At 61.8% G+C, this 24231-nt stretch carries 17 protein-coding genes; 8 read left to right on the top strand and 9 right to left on the bottom strand.

Annotated elements, in window-relative coordinates; genetic code table 11:
• Window positions 1–41: 41 nt before the first annotated feature.
• Together C4J83_RS27050 and bfr are read left to right on the top strand one after the other, a co-directional pair.
• Window positions 42–1490 (top strand): catalase, encoded by a 1449-nt coding sequence (locus tag C4J83_RS27050; protein WP_124418573.1) that lies wholly within the window; start codon window positions 42–44, stop codon window positions 1488–1490.
• A 155-nt stretch (window positions 1491–1645) separates the two neighbouring features.
• On the top strand, window positions 1646–2110 hold the full coding sequence (gene bfr / locus C4J83_RS27045) for a bacterioferritin (protein ID WP_015886133.1): 465 nt from the start codon (window positions 1646–1648) through the stop codon (window positions 2108–2110).
• Window positions 2111–2175: 65 nt separating this feature from the next.
• On the opposite strand, the gene uvrA is transcribed toward bfr, so the two are convergent.
• Window positions 2176–5010 carry an excinuclease ABC subunit UvrA gene (uvrA, locus tag C4J83_RS27040; protein WP_124418572.1) on the bottom strand — a complete coding sequence of 945 codons (2835 nt, stop codon included), beginning with the start codon at window positions 5008–5010 and terminating at the stop codon, window positions 2176–2178.
• Between the two features lie 178 nt (window positions 5011–5188).
• Between uvrA and C4J83_RS27035 the strand changes: the two genes are divergently transcribed.
• A complete protein-coding gene (locus tag C4J83_RS27035) occupies window positions 5189–6583 on the top strand; it encodes an MFS transporter (protein ID WP_106580217.1) in 1395 nt (464 codons plus the stop codon).
• Between the two features lie 9 nt (window positions 6584–6592).
• Window positions 6593–7120, top strand: coding sequence for a single-stranded DNA-binding protein (locus C4J83_RS27030; protein ID WP_010467282.1), 528 nt, complete (start codon window positions 6593–6595; stop codon window positions 7118–7120).
• 410 nt (window positions 7121–7530) lie between these two features.
• Here the strand turns inward: C4J83_RS27030 and C4J83_RS27025 are convergent, their stop codons facing one another.
• Entirely contained in the window at window positions 7531–8439 is a 909-nt protein-coding gene (locus C4J83_RS27025) for a LysR family transcriptional regulator (protein ID WP_124418571.1), read from the bottom strand.
• A 102-nt stretch (window positions 8440–8541) separates the two neighbouring features.
• Here C4J83_RS27025 and tam point away from each other — a divergent pair, with 102 nt between their 5' ends.
• Window positions 8542–9303, top strand: a complete 762-nt coding sequence (tam, locus tag C4J83_RS27020; RefSeq protein WP_124418570.1) for a trans-aconitate 2-methyltransferase — start codon at window positions 8542–8544, stop codon at window positions 9301–9303.
• A gap of 21 nt (window positions 9304–9324) precedes the next feature.
• Here tam and C4J83_RS27015 read toward each other — a convergent pair whose 3' ends face one another.
• Entirely contained in the window at window positions 9325–9888 is a 564-nt protein-coding gene (locus tag C4J83_RS27015; protein WP_124418569.1) for a cysteine hydrolase family protein, read from the bottom strand.
• A gap of 239 nt (window positions 9889–10127) precedes the next feature.
• On the opposite strand from C4J83_RS27015, the gene C4J83_RS27010 reads away from it, so the two are divergent.
• Together C4J83_RS27010 and C4J83_RS27005 are read left to right on the top strand one after the other, a co-directional pair.
• On the top strand, window positions 10128–11237 hold the full coding sequence (locus C4J83_RS27010; protein WP_124418568.1) for a DUF3182 family protein: 1110 nt from the start codon (window positions 10128–10130) through the stop codon (window positions 11235–11237).
• A complete protein-coding gene (locus tag C4J83_RS27005; protein WP_106580222.1) occupies window positions 11227–11982 on the top strand; it encodes an alpha/beta hydrolase family protein in 756 nt (251 codons plus the stop codon). Before C4J83_RS27010 ends, C4J83_RS27005 begins: the two co-directional genes overlap by 11 nt.
• Window positions 11983–12091: 109 nt before the next feature.
• Here C4J83_RS27005 and C4J83_RS27000 read toward each other — a convergent pair whose 3' ends face one another.
• The 5 genes from C4J83_RS27000 to C4J83_RS26980 form a co-directional block, all read right to left on the bottom strand.
• Window positions 12092–13048: a lysylphosphatidylglycerol synthase domain-containing protein gene (locus C4J83_RS27000; protein WP_106580223.1), complete on the bottom strand. Its 957-nt coding sequence runs from the start codon at window positions 13046–13048 to the stop codon at window positions 12092–12094.
• Complete coding sequence (clsB, locus tag C4J83_RS26995) at window positions 13038–14300, bottom strand: cardiolipin synthase ClsB (RefSeq protein ID WP_124418567.1); 1263 nt, start codon at window positions 14298–14300, stop codon at window positions 13038–13040. The genes C4J83_RS27000 and clsB overlap by 11 nt, the downstream gene beginning before the upstream one ends.
• On the bottom strand, window positions 14297–15073 hold the full coding sequence (locus tag C4J83_RS26990) for an endonuclease/exonuclease/phosphatase family protein (RefSeq protein WP_124418566.1): 777 nt from the start codon (window positions 15071–15073) through the stop codon (window positions 14297–14299). Before C4J83_RS26990 ends, clsB begins: the two co-directional genes overlap by 4 nt.
• Entirely contained in the window at window positions 15070–15996 is a 927-nt protein-coding gene (locus tag C4J83_RS26985; protein WP_124418565.1) for a DUF72 domain-containing protein, read from the bottom strand. Before C4J83_RS26985 ends, C4J83_RS26990 begins: the two co-directional genes overlap by 4 nt.
• A gap of 212 nt (window positions 15997–16208) precedes the next feature.
• Window positions 16209–17411 carry an MFS transporter gene (locus C4J83_RS26980; RefSeq protein WP_119741382.1) on the bottom strand — a complete coding sequence of 401 codons (1203 nt, stop codon included), beginning with the start codon at window positions 17409–17411 and terminating at the stop codon, window positions 16209–16211.
• A gap of 177 nt (window positions 17412–17588) precedes the next feature.
• On the opposite strand from C4J83_RS26980, the gene C4J83_RS26975 reads away from it, so the two are divergent.
• Complete coding sequence (locus C4J83_RS26975) at window positions 17589–19718, top strand: mechanosensitive ion channel family protein (RefSeq protein ID WP_124418564.1); 2130 nt, start codon at window positions 17589–17591, stop codon at window positions 19716–19718.
• A 112-nt stretch (window positions 19719–19830) separates the two neighbouring features.
• Here the strand turns inward: C4J83_RS26975 and C4J83_RS26970 are convergent, their stop codons facing one another.
• On the bottom strand, window positions 19831–24078 hold the full coding sequence (locus C4J83_RS26970; RefSeq protein ID WP_124418563.1) for a DEAD/DEAH box helicase: 4248 nt from the start codon (window positions 24076–24078) through the stop codon (window positions 19831–19833).
• Window positions 24079–24231 lie beyond the last annotated feature (153 nt).

Raw genomic sequence — 24231 nt, 5'->3', positions numbered from 1 at the left:
AAGCCGATTAGCCGGCAGTTCCGAGTCTGACCTGAGGAAGATTGAGCATGAGTAAAGTCCTTACGACCGCCAGCGGTGCGCCCGTTGCCGATAACCAGAATTCCCGTACCGCCGGCCCGCGCGGTCCTTTGCTGCTCGACGATTTCCACCTGATCGAGAAGCTTGCACACTTCAACCGTGAAAACATTCCTGAGCGCCGCGTGCACGCCAAAGGCTCGGGTGCTTACGGTACCTTCACCGTTACTCAAGACATCACTGAGTACACCAGTGCAAAGCTGTTCGAGTCCGTCGGAAAACAAACACCGACCTTCCTGCGGTTCTCCACTGTCGGCGGCGAGCGCGGTTCGGCCGACACTGAGCGCGATCCCCGTGGTTTCGCCCTGAAGTTCTACACCGAAGAAGGTAACTGGGACATCGTGGGCAACAACACGCCCGTATTCTTCATCCGTGACCCGCTGAAATTCCCAGACTTTATCCACACCCAAAAACGCTTGCCGCAAAGCAATTTGAAAAGTGCGCAAATGATGTGGGATTTCTGGTCGCACTCTCCAGAAGCGTTGCACCAAGTTACCATCCTCTTCTCGGATCGCGGCATTCCTGACGGCTACCGTCACATGCACGGCTTCGGCAGTCACACTTACAGCCTGATCAATGCTCGTGGTGAGCGTCACTGGGTCAAGTGGCACTACAAGACCAAGCAAGGGATCAAGAACCTGGCGCCAGCTGAAGCCGCGCGCCTGGCCGGTACAGACCCTGATTACGCACAGCGTGATTTATTCGGTGCGATTGAGCGCGGTGACTTCCCGAAATGGCGTGTCTGCATTCAGATCATGACTGAAGCCCAAGCTAACGCTCACTACGAGAACCCCTTCGATGTGACTAAAACCTGGTCGCAGAAAGAGTTTCCCCTTATCGAAGTCGGCGAGTTGGAGCTCAACCGTAACCCGCAGAACTACTTTGCTGAAGTTGAGCAGGCCGCGTTTGGCCCAAGCAACATGGTGCCGGGTGTCGGCCTGTCGCCAGACCGCATGCTGCAAGGCCGTGTATTCGCGTACGCCGATGCTCACCGCTACCGCGTGGGTACCAATCACCAGCAATTGCCGGTGAACGCCCCACGCAACCCGGTAAACAGCTACCAGCGTGATGGTTCGATGGCCTTCGGCAGCAATGGTGGCGCAGCGCCTAACTATGAGCCAAACAGCTACGCTGATGCGCCCAAGCAAGCGCCACAGTATGCAGAACCCGCCTTGGCCTTGAGCGGCGCCGCTGATCGCTACGATCACCGTGAGGACACTGACTACTACAGCCATGCCGGCGCACTGTTTCGTTTGATGGACGATAGTCAGAAAGCCCTGCTGGTCAGCAACATTGCCGGTGCAATGGCCGGCGTCACCAGCGATGTGGTGCAGCGCCAGCTGCAGCACTTCTTCAAAGCTGACCCGGCTTATGGAGACGCAATCGCAAAGGCATTGGGTGTAACGCTTAGTTAAGTCTAAACGATAAGCAGAACCGCCCTCATTTGGGCGGTTTTTGCGTTATTTCAGCTACTTTTCTCTGGAAATCTTCGCTTTTCTGCCGTTGGTCCCGTGACCTTCGGGTCATCATGGTTCAAACTACAGACTTTCAAGCAGGGAGATGTAGGGCGATGCAAGGTCACCCCGACGTAATCGATTACCTCAACACGTTGCTGACGGGCGAACTGGCAGCTCGTGACCAATATTTCATCCATTCGCGCATGTACGAAGACTGGGGTTTTACCGAGCTCTACGAACGTATCAACCACGAGATGGAAGAAGAAGCACAGCACGCTGACGCGCTGATGCGCCGCATCCTGATGCTAGAAGGCACGCCACGTATGCGCCCCGACGACCTGGATGTGGGTACCACGGTGCCTGACATGCTCGCAGCCGATCTTCGCCTCGAGTACAAGGTGCGAGCCGCACTCTGCAAGGGCATTGAGCTCTGCGAGCAGCACAACGACTACGTGACCCGCGAAATTCTCCGTGTGCAGCTCAACGACACCGAAGAAGATCACACCTACTGGCTGGAAAAGCAGTTGGGCCTGATCAAGCTGGTTGGCCTGGAGAATTACCTGCAATCGCAGTTCTGATTCCCGGCTACAAAAAGCCCCTGTCACCGCAAAGTGACAGGGGCATTTTTAATGCGCCCGAAAAATCAGGCTTTATCGCGTGCCAGCAACGGCTTCAAGTAATAACCGGTATGTGACTGCGGCATCTCGGAAACCTGCTCCGGTGTGCCCACGGCAATGATCTGGCCGCCCTTGGAGCCGCCTTCCGGCCCCAGGTCCACCAGCCAGTCGGCAGTCTTGATCACATCCAGGTTGTGCTCAATAACCACCACTGTGTTGCCGTGGTCACGCAAGCGGTGCAGTACGTCCAGCAATTGCTGGATATCGGCGAAGTGCAGACCCGTGGTCGGCTCATCGAGGATATACAGAGTCTTGCCGGTATCGCGCTTGGACAGCTCACGAGACAGCTTCACCCGCTGCGCCTCGCCGCCGGACAAGGTAGTCGCCGATTGACCCAGCTTGATGTACGACAGGCCCACATCCATCAACGTTTGCAGCTTGCGCGCCAACGCTGGAACCGCGTCGAAGAACACCCGAGCTTCCTCGATGGTCATCTCCAGGGTTTCGTGGATGCTTTTGCCCTTGTACTTGATCTCCAGGGTTTCGCGGTTATAACGCTTGCTCTTGCACACGTCACACGGCACGTAGATGTCCGGCAGAAAGTGCATCTCTACCTTGATCAGGCCATCGCCCTGGCATGCCTCGCAGCGCCCGCCCTTGACGTTGAACGAGAACCGGCCCGGCCCATAACCCCGCGAGCGGGATTCCGGTACGCCAGCAAACAGCTCGCGGATTGGGGTGAACAAGCCGGTATAGGTCGCCGGGTTGGAGCGTGGTGTACGGCCGATCGGGCTTTGGTCGATGTCGACGACTTTGTCCAGATGCTCCAGGCCCTTGATGCTGTCGTGCGCGGCTGCTTCCAGCGTGGTCGCGCCGTTCAAGGCGGTGGCACTCAGCGGGAACAGCGTGTTGTTGATCAGTGTCGACTTGCCCGAGCCGGATACACCGGTCACGCAGGTCAAAAGACCCAGCGGAATTTCCAGGTCGACGTTGCGCAAGTTGTTACCGCGTGCGCCCTTCAGGTGCAGCGCCATTTTCTTGTTGCGTGGCGTACGTTTGGCCGGTACTTCAATCTTCACGCGGCCAGACAGGTACTTGCCGGTCAAAGAGTCCGGGTGGGCCATCACCTCGGCAGGCGTGCCCTCGGCAACAATATGGCCACCGTGCACACCCGCACCCGGGCCGATGTCGACCACGTAGTCCGCCAGGCGAATCGCATCTTCATCGTGCTCGACCACGATCACGGTGTTGCCGATATCCCGCAGGTGCTTCAGGGTTCCCAGCAGGCGGTCATTGTCCCGTTGGTGCAAGCCAATCGACGGTTCATCGAGGATGTACAACACGCCCACCAGGCCAGCACCAATCTGGCTGGCCAAGCGAATCCGCTGAGCTTCACCGCCAGACAACGTATCTGCACTGCGATCCAGCGACAGGTAGTCCAGGCCAACGTTAACCAGGAACTGCAGGCGCTCACGGATTTCCTTGAGGATCTTGTCCGCAATTTCCCCACGGCGGCCGGTCAGCTTGAGTACACCAAAATATTCACAGGCATCGCCAATCGGCAGGTTGGTCACGGCCGGCAGTGTCTTCTCGCCCACCCACACATGCCGCGCCTCGCGACGCAGACGCGTGCCGCGGCAATCCGGGCAAGGCTGAGTGCTGAGGAATTTGGCCAGCTCTTCACGCACGCTCGCCGACTCAGTCTCGCGGTAACGACGCTCCAGGTTCGGTACGATGCCCTCGAATGGGTGCGAGCGTTTGACGATATCGCCACGGTCGTTCAGGTACTTGAAGTCGACATTCTGCGAGCCGCTGCCGTGCAGGATGACCTTCTGCTGCTCGGCCGGCAGCTGGTTGAACGGCACTTCCAGGCTGAATTTATAGTGCGAGGCCAATGACCCCAGCATCTGGAAGTAGTAGACGTTGCGCCTGTCCCAGCCGCGAATCGCGCCCTCCGCCAAAGTCAGCTCACCGTTGACCAGGCGCTTGATGTCGAAGAACTGTTTAACGCCCAGGCCATCGCAGGTCGGGCACGCGCCGGCCGGGTTGTTGAAGGAAAACAGCTTGGGCTCCAGCTCGCTGATGGCATGGCCGCAGATCGGGCAGGCAAAGCGCGCGGAGAAGATAACCTCTTCACCCGGTTCGTCATCCATCGGCGCGACCAGCGCAATACCATCCGCCAGCTTCAGCGCGGTCTCGAACGATTCGGCCAGGCGCTGCTGCAAGTCGGCGCGCACTTTGAAGCGGTCGACCACCACATCAATGGAATGCTTCTTCTGCTTGTCGAGCTTCGGCGCTTCATCCAGCTCATAGAGCTTGCCGTTGATGCGCGCGCGCACAAAACCTTGCGCACGCAGCTCTTCGAAGACCGAAAGGTGTTCGCCTTTGCGCTCGCGAATCACCGGCGCCAGCAACATCAGCTTGGCGCCTTCCGGCTGGGTCAGCACCAGGTCGACCATCTGGCTGACGGTCTGGGCTTCCAGGGGAATATCGTGGTCCGGGCAGCGCGGAATACCCACACGCGCATACAGCAGACGCAGGTAGTCGTAGATTTCGGTGATGGTGCCCACGGTAGAGCGCGGGTTATGGGAGGTCGACTTCTGCTCGATGGAAATTGCCGGCGACAGGCCTTCAATAGTGTCGACGTCAGGCTTTTCCATCATCGACAGGAATTGCCGGGCGTAGGCCGACAGCGATTCCACGTAGCGACGCTGACCTTCGGCATACAGCGTGTCGAACGCCAGGGACGATTTGCCGGAGCCGGACAGGCCGGTGATGACGATCAGTTTGTCCCGGGGCAGGGTCAGGTCGATGTTCTTCAGGTTGTGGGTTCTAGCCCCACGAATCAGGATCTTGTCCAAGATGGCCTCGCACGGCGGGCGTAAATAATGCAGGAGTATACGGCTAAAGACTGGATGAATATACACTGTCAAAGTGCCGGTTGCAGCCTTACATGAAAGCTGCGCGGCAAAGCGCCGCATATACCCTCTCAATCGATGGGACTGGTAGAATCGCCGCCGGTTCACACGAGGTTTTTCCATGCACGATCCCCACAGCGAACGCATGAGTAGCGGCGAGACCCGAGCAGCAAGCGGTCTGGCCCTGGTGTTCGCCTTCCGTATGCTTGGCATGTTTATGGTGTTGCCGGTGCTGGCGACCTATGGAATGGATCTCGCAGGCGCGACCCCCGCCCTGATCGGCCTGGCGATTGGCGCCTATGGCCTGACCCAGGCGCTTTTCCAGATTCCGTTCGGGATTATTTCCGACCGCATCGGCCGTCGCCCGGTGATTTACCTGGGTCTCATTGTGTTCGCGCTCGGCAGCGTGCTTGCCGCGCAGTCGGATTCGATCTGGGGCGTGATCGCCGGGCGCGTGCTGCAGGGCGCCGGCGCAATTTCCGCAGCCGTCATGGCGCTGCTCTCGGACTTGACCCGCGAACAACATCGCACCAAGGCCATGGCCATGATCGGCATGACCATCGGCCTGTCGTTCGCGGTGGCCATGGTGGTGGGTCCATTGCTGACGCGCGCCTTTGGTTTGCACGGGCTGTTCCTGGCCACGGGCGGCATGGCGTTGTTCGGGATCGTGATCGTGGCCTTCATGGTGCCGCGCTCCACCGGCACCTTGCAGCACCGTGAGTCCGGCGTCGCACGCAAGGCATTGTTGCCGACGCTCAAGCACCCGGACCTGCTCCGTCTGGATTTAGGTATCTTCGTGTTGCACGCGATGCTGATGTGCAGCTTCGTCGCGCTGCCCCTGGCCCTGGTCGAAAAAGCCGGCCTGCCCAAGGAGCAGCACTGGTGGGTCTACCTGACCGCCTTGCTGATTTCGTTCTTCGCCATGATCCCGTTCATCATCTACGGCGAGAAGAAACGCAAAATGAAACGAGTTCTCCTGGGCGCCGTCGCGACATTGATGCTCACTGAGCTATTCTTCTGGGAGTTCGGCGACAGCCTGCGGGCGCTGGTAATCGGTACGGTGGTGTTCTTCACCGCGTTCAACCTGCTGGAGGCTTCGCTGCCTTCGCTGATCAGTAAAGTTTCACCGGCCGGTGGCAAGGGCACGGCGATGGGGGTTTATTCCACCAGCCAGTTCCTCGGCTCTGCGCTTGGCGGCATCATGGGCGGCTGGATGTTCCAGCATGGCGGTTTGTCGGTTGTGTTCCTGGGATGCGCAGGTCTGGCTGCCCTCTGGCTAGCCTTTGCTGTTACCATGCGCGAACCTCCCTATGTGACGAGCCTGCGTTTGCCGTTATCGCCAGAAGCGATCCGCGAAGCCGGTCTGGTTGAGCGCCTTAAGGCCGTCGCTGGGGTTACGGATGCTGTGGTTATTGCTGAAGAAGCCGCCATCTACATCAAATTGGACACCGAATTATTGGATCGCGCGACGCTCGAGCAACTGGTCAACCCAGTGCCGACAGCGCGCCCAGCTTAGGAGAACGTTATGGCCCGTGGGGTTAACAAAGTCATATTGGTCGGTACATGCGGCCAGGATCCCGAAGTTCGCTACTTGCCTAACGGTAACGCCGTGACCAACCTGAGTCTGGCGACCAGCGAACAGTGGACTGACAAGCAGACCGGCCAGAAGGTCGAGAAAACCGAATGGCACCGCGTGTCGATGTTCGGCAAGGTTGCAGAGATCGCCGGCGAGTACTTGCGTAAAGGTTCGCAGGTTTACATCGAAGGCAAACTGCAAACCCGCGAGTGGGAAAAAGACGGCATCAAGCGTTACACCACAGAAATCGTGGTCGACATGCAAGGCACCATGCAACTGCTCGGCGGCCGTCCACAGCAGGGCGACCAACAAGGCGGGGGCAACAACTACCAGCAGTCCGCTCCGGCCCCACGCCAGCAGGCTCCGCGTCCGCAGCAGTCGGCACCGCAGCAATCGCGTCAGGCACCACCTCCACAACAGGCCGCTCCACAGCCTGCTCCGGATTTCGACAGCTTTGATGACGATATCCCGTTCTAATCGGTAACGTCTTCGCTCAAAGCCCCGCGAGCCATGCTCTCGGGGCTTTTTCTTTGCCTACAGAAACTGCGGTGCCTCTTGGAAATGGGCGCGGGACGCTCAAATGCCACTAGCACCGATCGGCTGTCATACCGCGTTAGATGACTGACGTGCGCGCCAGAGCCCGGTTCGTACTCAGGCCTGTCGATCACACAACCATGGATGAACACTGTGTCGAACACGCTTCTTGCTTCGCCTGCCCAAGCACAAATGGCTGGCCCAACCGTGCTGACGCCCATGCCCAATGGCAGCCTTGGCGAAGAACTCCCCTCAACGGCGAACCGTACATGAGTACGTGGCCGCACGTGAGACCCGCGGCCCTCAACAACTGATCCCAAGCTGCCTGGCGGCAAAGGTTCTGCCGCCGACGCTCAGGCGTCCTTCGCGGCGGCGCTGACCACCATTTGCTTGAAGCGCTGCAACACCGCCGAGCCGTCACCGACCCGCGTCGCCAAATGCAATGGCGCCACCAGGCTTTGGCAGTCCGTCAGTTCGCGATAAACAATGCCATCCCCCCGTAACCGCTGCATGGACGCTGGCACGATGGAGACGCCAAGGCCCGCCGCCACCAGGCTCAATGTCGCGGTCATGCGCGGCGCTTCCTGGACCACCTGCGGGCTGAAACCCGCTTCACGGCAGGCCACCAGAATTGCGTCATACAAACCCAGACCGACGCGACGCCGATAAAGCACGAAGGCTTCGGTGGCCAGTGCCGCCAGGGGCAGGGGAGTTGCGGCGTCGTTTGCCAGCGGGTGATCGGTAGGCAGCGCCAGCAGCATCGGCTCCACCAGAATGGGCTGGTCCTGCAACGTTTGACTGCCGCTGAGCGGCGAACGGATAAACGCTGCGTCGAGTCTTTCATGGGCCAGCGCGTCCAGCAGCTCGCCGGTACCCGCTTCTTCCAGGGCCACCGAGACGCCGACAAACGTTTCGCGAAATACGCGCAAAACGCTGGGCACGAACGGGTGCAATGCCGCCGAACTGGTAAAACCGATAGCCAGCCGGCCACGCTCACCGCGGGCGGCGCGCCGCACGATATCGGCGACCCCATCGGCGCGCGCCAAGACTTCTCGTGCCTCGTCCAGCAACGCCAAGCCGGCAGTCGTGGGGCGCACGCCGCGCGGCAGGCGCTCCATCAATGTCACGCCTAGCTCGGCCTCAAGGCTTTGCAGCATTCGGGTCAGCGGCGGTTGTTGCATGCCCAAGCGTTGCGCCGCGCGAGTGATATAGCCTTCCTCGGCAATCGCCACGAAGGCTCTGAGTTGGCGAAGTTCCAGCATAGGGATACTTTCAAGGTATGGGAGGCCGCCAATCCTGGCATTTGTTCTCATGGCTCACAAGATTTAGGCTGTGGCCACTCTCGAAAAAGAAGGAAAGCCGTGATGACCTGGTCAGCCAAGCAGTACACGATGTTTGAACAGCAGCGCACCCGTCCGGTTCGTGACCTGGTCGCGGCCATTCCAGATAGCCCGGTAAACACCGCGGTGGACCTTGGTTGTGGCCCCGGTAACTCCACCGAAGTGCTGGCCGAGCGTTTCCCGCAGGCGCATGTCACCGGTATGGACAGTTCCGGCGACATGCTGATCGACGCACGCAAACGCCTGCCGGCGCTGGATTTCGAATTGGCCGACATCGGCACCTGGGCACCGGCACAGCCATGTGATGTGATTCTGGCCAACGCTTCGCTGCAATGGTTGCCGGACCACGCCACGCTGTATCCGCACCTGGTCAGCCAACTGACGCCTGGCGGTACGCTGGCGGTGCAGACACCGGATAACCTCGACGAACCAGCCCACCGGCTGGCGCGCGAAGTCGCTGCCCAGGGCCCATGGGCGGCGAAGATCGGTTCGGTCAAACACAATGAACGGCACACGGCGAGCTATTACTACGAGCTGTTGAGCAAGCACTGCAGCACTGTCGATGTGTGGCGCACCACCTACCTGCACCCGCTGGCGGATCACGGCGCCGTGGTGGAATGGTTCAAGGGGTCGGCATTACGGCCCTTCCTCGCACCGTTGACCGAGCGCGAAAAAGTCGCCTTCCTGCATGAATATCAGACGCGGATTACCCAGGCGTATCCAGCACTGGGCGATGGCACTGTGTTGCTGCCGTTCCCTCGCCTTTTCATCATCGCGACCCGTTGACGCTCGGTACACAAGTGGCGGTCATGCCGCCGCCGCTTGTGCCTTCAAGTACTCCGCCGTCGACACCACGTCCGCGTAGGCAAAAGCCAGTGAAGCCATATAGGCCCCATGCACTTGGGCTGCCGGAATCACTTGCCCGTTAAATTCCAGTTCCCGTGTCGCACACGCGTCATGCAACAGCGTGACCTTGTAGCCCAGGTCCGCCGCAGCCCGCACCACGGCGTCGATGCACATGTGGCTCATGTTGCCCACCACAACCACTTCGGTGATGGCCCGTTGCTCCAGCAACGCCCGCAGATCCGTCCCGCGAAATGCATTCACAACGTGCTTGAGCACCACCGGTTCATTCGCCTCGTTCACGGCCTTGGCATGCAAGTGCGCGCCCTCGGAACCCGGTGTAAAGAAGGGTGCATCCTCGGAGGTAAACTCATGGCGAACGTGAATCACCGCGTCGCCCGCCTGGCGAAAGGCCTGCAGCACCTGCGCGGCCTTGTCGGCCGCCGCGTCCACGCCGTCGAGCGGCCACTTGCCCCCAGGGAAGTAGTCGTTCTGAATGTCGATCAGGATGAGCGCTTGCTTGGCCATGGGTGATGTCTCGTTGCAGAGTGAAGGGCCCCGTATCTTAGCTGGCGCCAGCCGCAGTGGCTGAGGGAATCGTGCAGAACGCCGCCTGTTCAACCGCCTGTCGTGCAGAATAAGACAGGCCAACTGCCATCGCTTTTTAAGCAACTGATTGATTTAAAGACGCTCTTTCCTGAAATCGTCTTGGCCTGATCCCTGCAACCATGGGTGTACACACATGGCGGGATAGCCAAGGGGGACGCATGACCCCGACTCAACGCAAGAAGCTGGTGGTTGCACATTCCACGCGAGCGGGCGCGCCGCAGCACGAGGTTGAAACCAACCGGGCGCTGGCGCGGTGGCTGGCACAGATACTGGGGCTGAAATTCGGCGGCAGTTACGACCCGCAGCAACATTCCGGGCGTGACGTGTATGTGCTGCCAACGCAAACCCTGGTGGGCGCCGCCCAGGCGCTGGCGCTGAAGGTTAAGGGCCCAGAGGATGTGTGGGGCGGTTACGTCGACTACGATTTCATCTGCACCAAAGCCATTACCCATGGCCTGCTGAGCCCCGAAGCGACGGCGCCGCAAGGCTGGTCGTCGGCGTTTGCCGAGCGGGTGCGCCCGGTCGTCCTCGATGGCCTTAGCGTCTTTGCCCTTAAAGACGCATTGCCCGCCGCCACGCGCTTGCTCTACAGCGGGCCGATCCGCCTGAAGCCTGTGCATGCCTGCGCCGGTCGGGGACAGGAAGTTATCCACAGTCTCGATGAGTTCGAAGCGCTGCTGGCGCGACCCGACATGGCGACGCTGTTTACGGAAGGCGTGGTGCTTGAGCAGGACTTGCACGAGGTGATCACCCATAGCGTGGGCCAGAGTTTTATCGGCGAACACGTCATCAGCTACTGCGGCCAGCAGTACCTCACTGAAGACGGGCAGGGCGAAGAGGTTTACGGCGGCTCCGACTTGCTCGTCGTGCCTGGCCACTACGCCGACCTGTTGAAGCTCGACCTGCCCGACGACGTGCGTGAGGCCATCGAACAAGCCCAGGTTTTCGACACGGCCGCCGATGAGGCCTACCCTGGTTTCTACGCCTCGCGCCGCAACTACGATATTGCCCAAGGCCTGGACAGTGACGGCCAACGCCGCAGCGGCGTGCTCGAACAATCCTGGCGCATGGGCGGCGCCAGCAGCGCTGAAGTCGCGGCGCTGCAAAGCTTCATCAATAACCCGAGCCTGCGTGCCATCCACGTTTCATCGGTGGAAACCTACGTGGACCAACCGCTGCCGGCGGACGCCATCGAGGTGTACCGCGGCCCTGCAGACAACAGCGACTTTCTTCTCAAGTACGTGACGGTTAAATCTTATGACGGCTAGAAGTGAAAGCATTGCGATCGACATCGACGACGAGCAAATGAGCGGGACATTCCTGAGCCCCAAATCCAAAGTGCCAGGCGTGTTGTTTGTGCACGGTTGGGGCGGTAGCCAAGAGCGCGACCTTGAGCGCGCCAAAGGCATTGCCGGCCTGGGCTGCGTATGCCTGACTTTTGATTTGCGCGGCCACGCCGGCACCGGTATTCCGTTGTCGCGCGTTACCCGCGAAGACAACCTGCGCGACCTGCTGGCGGCCTACGACCGCTTGCTGTCGCACCCGGCCATCGACACCTCGGCCGTGGCGGTGGTGGGCACCAGCTACGGCGGTTACCTGGCGGCGATCCTCACCTCGTTGCGCCCGGTGCGCTGGCTGGCGCTGCGCGTGCCGGCGCTGTACCGCGACCAGGAATGGCTCAAGCCCAAACGCGATCTGGATAAGGTCGACCTGATGGATTACCGCAGCACCCTGGTGCACGCCGAAACCAACCGCGCCCTGCATGCCTGCGCGAAATTCACCGGCGATGTGCTGATTGTCGAGTCGGAAACCGACGACCACGTGCCCCACGCCACCATCATGAGTTACCGCGCGGCGTGCCAGCAGACTCACTCTTTGACCCACCGCATCATCGACGGCGCCGACCACTCGTTGAGCGACCCGGTGTCGCAGCAGGCCTACACCTCAATCCTGGTGGACTGGATTACCGAGATGGTGGTGGGCGAACGGCTGAGCATCATCCAGGCCCGATAAAGCGTTGCCCTCTCAGCGCCATCACGGGCAAGTCCGGCTCCCACAGTGAAATGCATTCCAACGGTGGGAGCGGGCTTGCCCGCGATGGCGCAGGTCCTGCCAACCTGCATCAAGCCGGTGTCTTTTTAACCCGCAACGCCTTGGCCTTGGCCTCCACCGCGAGGTACATCACCAACGCAATCACCAGCGGCAAAATAAAGTACACCGCCCGATAGGCAATCAACCCGGCCAGCAAACTCCCGCGCGACGCCTCATGCTGCAGCAAGCCAATAAACACCGCCTCCAACACCCCAAGCCCCGCTGGAATATGCGTAACCACACCGGCAATCGCGCTGATCAGCAACACCCCCAGCACCAGCGGATAGTCCAACTTGGCCGGCAACAAGGTAAAAATTACCGCTGCCATCAACGACCAGTTCAACGCGCCCAGAGCCAACTGCAAACACGCCATGCGCAACGACGGCAGATTGATCTCGATGCCCTTGATCGACCACGCACGCTTCTTCGAGAACCGGCACGCCGCCAAGTAGCCGAGGCTGGCCAACACCAGCACCACGCCAATGCCCTGCAACGCCAGGGTGCTGACTTTCCACCCGGGCGGCATCGTCACCAAACCGCTGCTGAACACCACACCGGCCAGCGCCATATAGCCGAACCAATTGGTGGCCAGGCTCAGCCCAAGGATCTTGGCGATATTGCCGGTGCTCACCCCAAGCCGCGAATACAGCCGGTAACGCATGGCGATCCCGCCGACCCACGCGCTCAGGTTGAGGTTGAACGCATAGCTGATGATCCCCACCGGCAGGATTTGCTTCCAACCCAGCGGTTGGCGAATGTAAGTGCGGCCGATGAGGTCGAAACTGGCGTAGACGAGAAAACTGCACAGGGTCAGCGCGCTGGCGATCAGCAACGTGCGCAGCTTGAAGTCGCCGAGCGTCTGCAGCACTTCGCTCCAGTCGATGCGCCGTGCCAGCAGGGTGAACAGCGCGATCAACACCAGGAAGAAGACAACGGTCAGCGGCTTCTTCCAGCGTTTGAGTCGTGAACCACCGGCCTCAGAGGTCATGGGCCTGGCTCTCGAAGGGTTTCAAACGCGGTTTATGCGCGGGCAGCCAGCCCGTCAGCACGGGGAAGTGGCGCATCACATGAAACACCAAAAACCCTACGGTCAACCGCCATAACCACAGCCGGGGCTTGCGGTTTTCCGGCATGGTCCGGCAGTGCTCGTGGGCGAGCAGTTCCAGGCGTTCGTACAGCTGCTGGTTGAACGCGCGGTCGCGAATCAACACATTGGCTTCCAGGTTCAGGGACAGGCTCAATGGGTCCAGGTTGCTTGAGCCTACGGTGCTCCACTCGTCATCCACCAACGCGACTTTGCCGTGTAGCGGGCGCTGGCAATACTCATGGATCACCACGCCGTCCTTGAGCAAATAGTCATAGAGCATGCGCGCCGCCAGCTTGGCCAACAGGACGTCGGGCTGGCCTTGCATGATCAGTTGCACGTGCACGCCACGGCGCGCGGCATTGCGAATCTCGCGCAGCAGGCGGTAGCCGGGGAAGAAGTAGGCGTTGGCTATCACCACGCGTTTTTGCGCCTTGCTCAAGGCGTGGATATAGGCCTCTTCGATATCGTCGCGGTGCTGCACGTTGTCGCGGTAAATCAGGCGAACCAGACCCTCCTCATTGGCCGTTGTCCACAGGGACGGCCGTTGCTGGCGTCGTCGCCAGCCACGCCGCGTGCGCACCTGGCGGCCGCTTTGGGCGAGGGCAAAATGATGCAGGTCGGCGACCGCAGGGCCGGTCACTCGCACGGCGTAATCCTGCTTGGCTTCGGGGCCGAAATCGCCCAGATGGTCGGCAGAAAAATTGATCCCGCCGATAAACGCCACGGTGGCGTCCACCACCACGATCTTGCGGTGCAGGCGACGGAACCAGTTGGTGCGAATCCCCAGCATTTTCGACGCCGGGTCAAACATCTGCACCAGCACGCCAGCCTCGGCCAGCTCACCCAGAAACGCCGGGCTCAGCTCGCCGCAGCCAAACCCGTCGAGGCTGGCCACCACCTTGACGCCGCGCTGCGCCGCCTCAATCAGGATGCCTTTGAGCTCATGGCCGACCTTGTCTTCGAACAGAATAAAGGTCTCCAGCAAAATCTCCCGCTGGGCCTCGCGCATCGCTTCAAACACCCTGGGGAAGTAAGCCTCGCCGTTCTCCAGCAACTCAAGACGGTTGCCGCTTTGCCAGCCGTAATCGACATCACGCGCCTTGGCGTCATCTGGCGGCTGGTCGGTGGCAATGTGCTCTACCGCGACGGTCATAACTCGATCTCCACCGACAACGGCACATGGTCTGACAGATGCGACCACGGCCGGGTAGTCAGTACCTTGGGGTTGTGAATTTTCAGGTTGCGCACATAGATGCGGTCCAGCGGTAACAGTGGCAGGCGCGCCGGAAACGTGCGCGCAGGCTTACCAGTGGCATCAACAAACACTTCTCTGAGACCGCTCTGGCTCAGGTCGGCCTTTTGGCGCCAGTCGTTGAAATCACCGGCCACCACCAGCGGCGCGTCGGCCGGGATTTCGCTGATGCGCTGTTCCAGCAAACGCAATTGCTGCTGACGATGCACCTCGCGCAGGCCCAAGTGCATGCAGATCGCATGCACCTCCTGGCCGGTGCCTGGCAGGCGCAATACGCAATGCAGCAGCCCGCGGCTTTCATGGCCGCTTTGCGAAATGTCGAGGTTGTCGTAGCGCACGATCTGGAATTTGGACAGCAACGCGTTGCCGTGGTCGCCGTGCGGGTAGACCGCGTTGCGCCCGTAAGCGAACTGCGGCCAGATGCTGTCGGCCAGGAACTCGTATTGCGGCATCTTCGGCCAGTCCTGGTAGCGCTGGGGATGGCGTTCGTGAGTGCCGTGGATTTCCTGCAAGAACACCATGTCGGCGCCCACGCTGCGCACCGCTTCACGCAGTTCGGGAAGGATGAAGCGTCGATTCAGCGCGGTGAAACCCTTGTGGATATTCACCGTCAGCACTTTGAAGCGCGTGATGGCGGTAGTGGGCGTGGCGGGGATCAATTCCGGATGGGTCATGGCAGCACCCCGGGTGCTGGCAACGTGCCGGGCTCGGTGGCCAAGTGTTTATCCAGCTCGAAGCGCTGCAACAGTTGGCGCGCATCGAAGGGCGCGCGCACTTTGATGTCGTTGTCGAAATAGCAAAAAATATCGCGTTGCTTGCGCGCGCGTGGCGTGTGTTTCGGGTCGACCAAATGCGCATCCTCCGGCTGTTTGCCCTGGCGCCAGCGATCGATGCGGTCACCCCAACGCTTGATCGCCTCGGCGGTGTAGCCGCTGGCGTAGAGCTTTTTGTCACCGTGCAGGCGCAGGTACAGGAAGTTGGCGGTGACGTCTTCGATATACGGCCACTTGCCGGCGGTATCGGCGACCACCAGTGCCACGCCGTGCTTGTCCAGCATCTGCACAAACTCCGGCACTGCGAAACTCTTGTGGCGAATTTCCACCGCATGACGCAGCGGCTTTTTGCCATGGGCTTGCATGCTCGCCTTGCCGTTCAGGCGCGGCTCGTGCTCGCGGGCGAGGGCGGCGGCCTGTTGGGTGTCGGTGGGGAGTAGTTGAAGGAAGGCTTCAAACAGCGGCGGGTCGAATGTGAAGCTGGGCGGGAATTGCCAGAGGATCGGCCCGAGCTTTTCCTTCAGTTCCAGCACCCCGGAAGCAAAGAAATTGGCCATCGGCTTGTGCACATCGCGCAAGCGCAGAATGTGGGTGATGTAGCGCGGTGCCTTCACGCTGAACACGAAATGCTCAGGCGTGTCGGCGTACCACTCGGCATAACGCTTGGGTGTTTGCAGAGCGTAGAACGAGCCGTTGATTTCGATGCTGTTGACGGCGCGTGACGCAAATTGCAATTCGCGTTTCTGGGTCAGGCCCTCGGGGTAGAAATCCCCCCGCCAGGGCGTGTAGCGCCAGCCGGAAATGCCGATGTGAATCGCCGCCATGATTACTCCCGTGGATGTAGGGTCAAGTGACCTCCGTTTTGGGATGACTGCGGTTTTTGTCGGAAAGTTTCGCCGTTCCTACAGACGGTACAAGGTAAGGAATGTGGGAGCGGGCTGCCTGCGATAGCGATGGGGCCGGCGCTGAATGCGGCGCTGGCGTACCGCAATCGCAGGCAAGCCAGCGTCCACATTGGATGTGCGTCGTGGCCGAATCAGTGTCCGACTGCCGTGCGCGTCGAGCTGTCGGCATACACCGGCCCCAACCGGTCCAATCGGCCACTCCACGCCGTCAGCGCCAGGGCCACCAACACCACTGAGCCACCGATCCACGCGGTATGGATCAAGCCCATGTGCGCCACGATCAAGCCCCCGGCCCAGGCGCCGCCGGCGATTCCGAGGTTGAACGCCGCAATGTTCAAGCCCGACGCCACATCCACCGCCTGCGGGGTGTGATGTTCAGCCTGGCGCACCACGTACACCTGCAGGCCCGGCACATTGCCGAAGGCAACCGCGCCCCACACCAGCACGGTGGCCAGCGCCAGCCAGGGGTTGCTGGCGGTCAGGGTGAGGATGAACAGCACCGCCGCGAGCAGGGCGAAGATGATTTTCAACGCGCTGATCGGGCCGCGTTTATCGGCCAGCTTGCCGCCCCAGATATTCCCCGCCGCCACCGAGATGCCGTACACCAGCAGCACCAGGCTGACGGTGCCGGCGCTGAAGCCTGAAATGTCCTGAAGGATCGGCGCCAGAAAGGTGAACGCGATGAACGAGCCGCCGTAGCCGATGGCGGTCATGGCGTACACAAGCAGCAAGCGCGGCTGCTTGAGCACCTGCAGTTGTTGCAGCAACGAGGCGGGTTTGCTGTGGGCGATGCTGTTCGGCACATAGATCAGGCTGCCGATAAACGCGATCACGCCCAGGGCCGAGACGGCGAGGAACGTTTCCCGCCAGCCGAAGTGCTGGCCGATAAACGTGCCCAGCGGCACGCCGGTGACCAGTGCAACGGTCAAGCCGGTAAACATGATCGCAATCGCGCTGGCGGCTTTTTCCTTGGGCACCAGGCTGGTGGCGATGGTCGAGCCAATCGAGAAAAACACCCCGTGGGCCAGGCCGGTGACGATCCGCGCCAGCACCAGCGATTCATAACTCGGCGCCTGCCAGGCCAACAGGTTGCCGAGGGTGAACAGCACCATCAGCGACAACAGCAGCAGTTTGCGCGGCACTTTGCCGGTGAGGGCGGTGAGCACCGGCGCGCCAATGGCCACGCCCAAGGCGTACAGGCTGACCAGCAAGCCGGCGGACGGCAGGTCGACGCCCAGGTCGGCGCCGATGGTGGGTAACAGGCCAACGATGACGAACTCGGTCGTCCCGATGGCAAAAGCGCTGAGGGTCAGCGCGAGCAGGGCAATGGGCATGGCTGCAACTCCGATGGGTGTGATTCAGGAGCGCAGTGTCGGGATTTGGCTTGTGCGGAAAAAGACAGTGATCGGCATTTGATATTTGACCGGGAGGCAAAGATGCCCAATGGCGGGGAACGATCAAGGCTCAAACCCGTCAGTTCCTTACAGACCCTGCTGATGGAGCCCGGTGTTTTGCTGAATTTAAAGACTGCATTACTGCTTGGTGCGCTGCTGTTGTGTGGCAATGGCGCATTGCAAGCTGCTACGCCGGCGGCCGCCGCAGCGCCGGCCGCGCCTGCCGCAGCGGCGGCGCCCGCTAAACCGGAGTTGCTGGTCGAGGGCGGCCTGCTGGGCGCCATCAGTTCCAGCATTGACGATGTACAAGACAAGCTCGACCTTAACCAGAACCTCATCGACGCCTGGCGCTTGCGTGCCGATCGCGCGGCGGACGAGGTGGGGCGCCTGGTCGACCAGACGGCCGAACGGTCGCCGTGGAGCGTGGCCGGCGACTTCCTGTTGCTGTCCGGCGTCTGGGTTGGCGCCTTTGTGGTGTTGACCCTGCTGGGGCGCTTTGTTGTGCAGCGCTTGAGTCGTCGGTCGTTCGTCGAACGGCGCGAACGCTTGCTGGCAGTCTTGGGGTACGTGGTGCCCTACACAATCCCCGCGCTCATCTGTCTGCCGCTGACCCTCTACGTCAGCCACTTCCTGGCCTCGTCGGTGGGCCGCGCGCTGGCGCTGTGTTTTGCCTACGCCACCAGCAGCGGCATCTTTTCTACGTCGATGTTGTTGTGCGTGATCGTCATGTTCAATCTGGGCCACAAGCGCCCGGCCGTGCAGATCATTCGCGACTACTGCCCCAAGCCGCTGTTCCTGATCGGCTTCCTGGCCGCCCTCAGCGACGCGCTGACCAGCCCGCAGATCGCCCGGCAGTTGGGTGGCAATATCACCAGCAGCATCGCGGTTTTCACCGGCCTGTTCGCGGCGGTGATTTTCGGGGTTTTGGTGGTGCGCCTGCGCCGTCCGGTGGCGCACTTGATCCGCAATCGGCCACTGGCCCAGCGCCTCAAACACCCTGCGCTGCAGCAATCGCTGCGGGTGTTTTCCGGGCTGTGGTACTGGCCGATTCTGTTGATGGTGCTGGTCTCGGCAATCAACCTGATCGGCGCGGGCGACGATAACCAGAAGGCGCTGCGCTGCGCGCTGTTCACCACGATTTTGCTGATCGGCACAGTGTTTCTCAGCACCGTACTGCAACACCTGTTCAAGTCCCGCAGCCAGGTGGCGATCCAGCGCAGCAGCGCCTACAAGGAGCGCTTCCTCAGTCTGTTGCACGCGATCTTGCGCATCGCCATGGCCATCGCGTTTATCGAAATCCTGGGGCGTATCTGGGGCGTCTCGCTGTTCGAATTTGCCCAGCGCAACTCGGTGGGCCGCGCGATCAGCGACTCCCTGAGCAGCATCGGCCTGATCCTGCTGGTGACCTGGTTGTTTTGGGTGGTGCTCGACACCGCGATTCAGGAAGCGCTGAAACCACCGGTCAATAAGCGCTCCAGCCGTCAGCCGAGTACGCGGGTCAAAACCATTCTGCCGCTGCTGCGTAACGCGGTGAAAATCATCCTGGTGGTGATCTGCGCGATCACCACCATGGCCAACCTTGGCATCAACGTCGCGCCGCTGCTGGCCGGTGCCGGTGTGGTTGGTTTGGCTATCGGTTTTGGCTCGCAGCAATTGGTGCAGGACGTGATCACTGGCCTGTTCATCATCATCGAGGACACGCTGTCCATCGGCGATTGGGTCGTGCTCGACTCCGGCCACGCCGGTACCGTAGAGGGCCTGACCATCCGGACGTTGCGCCTGCGCGACGGCAAGGGTTTTGTTCACTCGGTGCCGTTCGGGCAGATCAAGGCGGTCACCAACCAGTCGCGGCAATTTGCCTATGCGTTCTTCTCGGTGCAGTTCACCTACGACACCGATGTGGACAAGGCCGTGGACCTGATCCGCGAGGCCGGGCAATCGATTCGCGACGATGTGTTCCTCAAGTACAACCTGCAAGGGCCGCTGGAGGTGTTTGGCGTCGACAAGATGGACCTCAACGGCGTGGTGCTGACCGCGCAATTCCGCACGGTGTCAGGCGGGCAATACGCGGTGAGCCGCGCATTCAACCAGCGCTTGAAAAAGCTTGTGGATAACTGTGATGAGGTGCACTTCGCGCAAACTTATCCACAGCAGATCTGGCTGCCCAAACGCACGGCGCATGTGGATGAGCCGGATGAGGAAGTGCCGGCTTCGGTGGTGTTGACGGAACAGCCCAGGCCTCAATAATTTGGGTGGCTCGCGGGCCTCATCGCGGGCAAGCCCGCTCCCACATGGGAACGCATTCCTACCGTGGGAGCCGGGCTTGCCCGCGATGAGGCCGGTGAGGTCAATCCAGGCGTCAATGCCTGATCAACTTCTCCTGCACCGCCAACTGATCCACCTCCAGCAATACCTGTTGCTTGCCAGCGACCCTCACCGCCGCCGGCAACCCATCGCGGTACACAACCCGATTGCCACTCACCGCCGGCACTTTGCTGCCCGGCAGCAGCGTGCCCACCAGGTTCAGCGGATCAGCCCCGCACACCGCAATCAAACTGCCGTCATGCGGCCGGCGGCGGACTTCGCGCAATAACCCAATTGCCTCCGGCAACGCAAACTGCTCGCCCGCCAGCCCACTGACGAACCGCCCGCCGCGGATCTCCCCGCGCGCTTCGAGCCGATGGAAAGTGCGCAGCAACTCGCGCCAGCTCGGCAACCAATCCGCCTCACGCTCCAGCAACCGCCAGAACACCACGCCATAGCGGCGCAGCAAGGTCATCGCCACATGCTCCAGCGTCTCGGCCGAATGTGGCCCGGCGGCGCTCGGTGAACGGCGCAGCAAAGCCCAGCGCCCGGCGTCGTCCATGCCGCCGACAAACGCCCCGCGTCCGCGTCGGCTGCTGCGCGCCTGGCGTTTGCTGGCGGGTGTGGTCAGCGCGCGCAGGCCGGCGAAGCTGTCGGCATTCACCAGCCCTGCGCCCACCAGTTCCTGCAGCGCCGTCTCCAGTTCGCTGCGCAGCAGGTGGGCTTCGTGCACCAGTTCGTCGAAAAACAGCGCGCCATGTTCACGCAGCGCCACGTGGACTTTCTGCGCCTTGGGTGACAGCGTGGTGCTGTCGGTCATCTCGGTCAGCCCGCTCCACAGCGGCACTTGGCTGCGCGGCAGCAACACCACCGGTGTGCTGCGCAGGGCCATCGCGCCGGCCTTGTTGCTCAGCCGCGTCCACACCAGCTTGCCGCTGCGGCACAGGTCGTCGAGCCAGGTGGATGAGTAATCCTTCAGGCGCGCGCTGAGCAAGTCACTGTCCCAGGCCGAGGTGGCGGCGGCGTAGCCCTCAAACTGCGCGACAATCTGCGGCAACATGGCGCTGCCCTGGCCGCGTGTGCCGTCGGACAGGTGCTGCCAATCGAACAGGAAGCGCATGAAATCCTGCAGCGCCACGGGCTCGATTTCGCGGCGCAGGCGCTTGACCGTGTAGCGATGAATGCGCGCGAGCAAATGCCGTTCGCACCACTGTTCTTCGCTGGCGCCAGGGCTGAAACGGCCGCGCAGCACGTAGCCTTCCTGCTCCAGGCGAGCGAGTGCCTGGGTTACGTCTGCCACCGGCAGGGCCAACGGCGCGGCGATCTCGATCAGGCTCAGCGGGCCGAAACCGCTGAGGCGGGCGCGCAGCACTTCCATCAGCGCATCATCAACGGTCCAGGGTTCATCGAAGCCCGGCAGCAACGGCAAGTCGTTGGGATAGATAGCCTGCAAACAGCTCAAGCGTTCCACCGCCACCCACAGGCCATTGCTCAATGCAAAGGCGCGCCCACCCTTGGCCAAGGCCTGCAGCCACTCGGCCCATTGCGGCGTGACCTCATGAGTGGCAATGCAGGCCAGGCTCATCAGCGCTTCGTGCATTTCGTCCAGGCCATTGGGCGCCGGCCAGGCTTCCTCGCGCACGCCGGCGATGGCCTCGGCATCCAGCGCGCCGAGGTCGTCGGTGCTGTGCGGGTCGCTCCAGCGCCGGTTGAGCACGGCTTGGGTACGGCGTTCTTCCAAGGGTGCGTCGTCGAGAAAGGTGTAGGGGCGCGCGCTGAGAATTTCCGCGGCCATGGGCGAGGGCGCCGGCAGGTCGCGGCTGATCAGCCGCACTTCGCCGCTTTCCATGCGCCGCAGCAGCGCCAGCCAGGCGTTGCTGTCCATGGCGTCGTGCAGGCAGTCGTCGAGGGTCTGTTCCACCAAGGGGTGCTCGGGCACTTCGCGCTCGCCGGCGAGGTTTTCCAGGCAGGCGATCTGGTCGGGAAACACATTGGCGATCAGGTCTTCGCTTTTCATCCGCTGGATCTGCGGCGCCACTTTGCGTCCGCCGGTATAACGCGGCAACGCCAGTGCCACACCGGCGTTCCAGCGCCAGCGCACGCCGAACAGCGGCGCGTCCAGCACGGCCTGGATCAGGACGTGCTCGGCACTGTTGCTGTTCAGATACCGCCACACATCATCCAGCTCGAAACTGTGGCTGGTCGACAGCGACAGCACGATTGCATTTTCACTGGCCGCCGCCTGCAATTCGACATTGAACGTGCGGCAAAAACGCTTGCGCAACGCCAGGCCCCAGGCGCGATTGATACGGCTGCCGAACGGCGTGTGAATGATCAGTTGGGTGCCGCCGGACTCGTCGAAAAACCGCTCCATGATCAACGTGTCCTGGGACGGCAGCGCGCTCAAGGCCAGGCGTGCGCGGGCCAGATAATCGAGGATCTGCTCGGCGCTGGCGTGGTTCAGGCCAAGGGTGCCGGTGAGCCAGTCGAGGGCCGCTTGCAAGTCGCCGGGCGTGGCGCTGAGCAGCGCGTCGAGCTGGCCTTGGAACCGCGCCACCGCCGCCGACAATTCGTTGCTGCGCCCTGGCGCTTCGCCCAGCCAGAACGGAATGGTCGGCGGCTGGCCATGGGCGTCCTCAACCCTCACCTTGCCGGCTTCGACCCGCAAGATTCTGTAGGACGTATTACCGAGCTGGAAGATATCCCCGGCGATGCTTTCCACCGCGAAGTCTTCGTTGACGCTGCCGATGTTCAGGCTCTGGGGCTCGAGCAGCACGCTGTAGTCGGCGTTGTCGGGGATGGTGCCGCCGCTGGTCACGGCCGTCAGCTTGGCGCCACGACGCCCGCGCAGGGTGTGGGTCACGGCGTCGCGGTGCAGGTAGGCGCTACGGATGCCCTGGCGGCCGTTATAGCCCTCGGCGAGCATCTGCAACAGCGCCTGGTAATGGCGCACATCCAGCGCGGCGTAGGGCGAGGCGCGGCGAATGAGATCGAGCAATGCCGGTTCCGACCATTCCTGGGCGCTGACCTCGGCGATGATCTGCTGGGCCAGTACATCCAGCGGCGCGACCGGGATCTGCAAGGTGTCCAGCTCACCCCGGCGCACGCAGTCGAGCAGGGCGGCGCACTCGATCAGGTCATCGCGGGTGGTGGCGAACAAGCGCCCCTTGGGCGTGCCGCCGACCTGGTGCCCGGAACGGCCGACGCGTTGCAGAAAACCATTGATGGAGCCGGGTGAGCCGATCTGACACACCAGGTCGACGTCACCGATATCAATCCCCAGCTCCAGGGACGCAGTGGCGATCAGCACTTGCAGCTCGCCGGCCTTGAGCCGTTGTTCGGCGTCCAGGCGCAGCTCTTTGGCCAGGCTGCCGTGGTGCGCGGCCACGGCGGTTTTGCCCAGACGCTCGCTCAAGTGCCGCGCCAGGCGTTCGGCCAGGCGCCGGGTGTTGACGAAAATCAGCGTGGTGCGGTGTTCGCGCGCCAGGTCGGCGAGGCGGTTGTAGACCAGTTCCCACACGTCGTTGGCCATGACCGCCGAGAGCGGCACCGGCGGCACTTCGATATCCAGGTCACGCGAGCGGGCGTGGCCGATATCGACAATTGCGCAGGGGCGGTCGGTGCCGACCAAAAAGCGCGACACCGCCTCGATGGGCTTTTGCGTGGCAGACAGGCCAATGCGGGTCAGCGGTTCGGCGCACAGGCCTTGCAGGCGTTCCAGGCTCAGGGCCATATGGCTGCCGCGCTTGCTGGCGGCGATGGCATGAATTTCGTCGACGATCACCGTGCGCGTGCTGGCGAGCATGTGCCGACCGGAGTCGGATCCCAGCAGCACGTAGAGCGATTCCGGGGTGGTCACCAGGATATGCGGCGGGCGCTTGCGCATCTGCGCACGGTCTTTTTGCGGGGTGTCGCCGGTGCGCACGGCGGTGCGGATCACCAAGGGCGGCAAGCCCATCGCCTGCAGCTGCTCGGTGATGCCGGTGAGCGGGTTTTGCAGGTTGATCTGGATGTCGTTGGACAGTGCCTTGAGCGGCGAGACATACACCACCAGCGTCTCGTCCGGCAGTTGCCCGCCATTCGCCAGGCCCTGGTGCACCAGGTCATCCAGCACGGCGAGGAACGCCGTCAGGGTCTTGCCCGAACCGGTGGGCGCGGCGATCAGGGTGGAGCGGCGCTGGCGAATCAGCGGCCACGCCTGGGCCTGGGCGCTGGTGACCGAAGGGAAAGAGCTGCGGAACCAGGCGCTGACAGCGGGGTGAAAGCCGTTCAAGACCGTGTCCGTGGTTTCAGGAAGGTTCATACCCCTTATATGCAACCGGCGGTGCCAAGTTGCAACCCCGCACTTTATCCGTGACGGTTGCGCTACAAACCCGCAAAATGCAACGATTCTGGAATAAACCTACGGCCGGCTTCATCCGCCTGCCGACAATAACCATCGTTCCAAACAGACCGG

Source organism: Pseudomonas sp. LBUM920, from assembly GCF_003852315.1.
Classification (GTDB): domain Bacteria; phylum Pseudomonadota; class Gammaproteobacteria; order Pseudomonadales; family Pseudomonadaceae; genus Aquipseudomonas.
The sequence above is the reverse complement of the archived record's forward strand: the minus strand, read 5'-3'. Positions and strand labels throughout refer to the sequence as shown.

Coding starts and splice junctions, on each gene's coding strand:
- bfr (WP_015886133.1), top strand. CDS start 1,646: ATGCAAGGTCACCCCGACGTAATCGATTACCTCAACACGTTGCTGACG.
- C4J83_RS27035 (WP_106580217.1), top strand. CDS start 5,189: ATGCACGATCCCCACAGCGAACGCATGAGTAGCGGCGAGACCCGAGCA.
- C4J83_RS27030 (WP_010467282.1), top strand. CDS start 6,593: ATGGCCCGTGGGGTTAACAAAGTCATATTGGTCGGTACATGCGGCCAG.
- C4J83_RS27025 (WP_124418571.1), bottom strand. CDS start 8,439: ATGCTGGAACTTCGCCAACTCAGAGCCTTCGTGGCGATTGCCGAGGAA.
- tam (WP_124418570.1), top strand. CDS start 8,542: ATGACCTGGTCAGCCAAGCAGTACACGATGTTTGAACAGCAGCGCACC.
- C4J83_RS27015 (WP_124418569.1), bottom strand. CDS start 9,888: ATGGCCAAGCAAGCGCTCATCCTGATCGACATTCAGAACGACTACTTC.
- C4J83_RS27010 (WP_124418568.1), top strand. CDS start 10,128: ATGACCCCGACTCAACGCAAGAAGCTGGTGGTTGCACATTCCACGCGA.
- C4J83_RS27005 (WP_106580222.1), top strand. CDS start 11,227: ATGACGGCTAGAAGTGAAAGCATTGCGATCGACATCGACGACGAGCAA.
- C4J83_RS27000 (WP_106580223.1), bottom strand. CDS start 13,048: ATGACCTCTGAGGCCGGTGGTTCACGACTCAAACGCTGGAAGAAGCCG.
- clsB (WP_124418567.1), bottom strand. CDS start 14,300: ATGACCGTCGCGGTAGAGCACATTGCCACCGACCAGCCGCCAGATGAC.
- C4J83_RS26990 (WP_124418566.1), bottom strand. CDS start 15,073: ATGACCCATCCGGAATTGATCCCCGCCACGCCCACTACCGCCATCACG.
- C4J83_RS26985 (WP_124418565.1), bottom strand. CDS start 15,996: ATGGCGGCGATTCACATCGGCATTTCCGGCTGGCGCTACACGCCCTGG.
- C4J83_RS26980 (WP_119741382.1), bottom strand. CDS start 17,411: ATGCCCATTGCCCTGCTCGCGCTGACCCTCAGCGCTTTTGCCATCGGG.
- C4J83_RS26970 (WP_124418563.1), bottom strand. CDS start 24,078: ATGAACCTTCCTGAAACCACGGACACGGTCTTGAACGGCTTTCACCCC.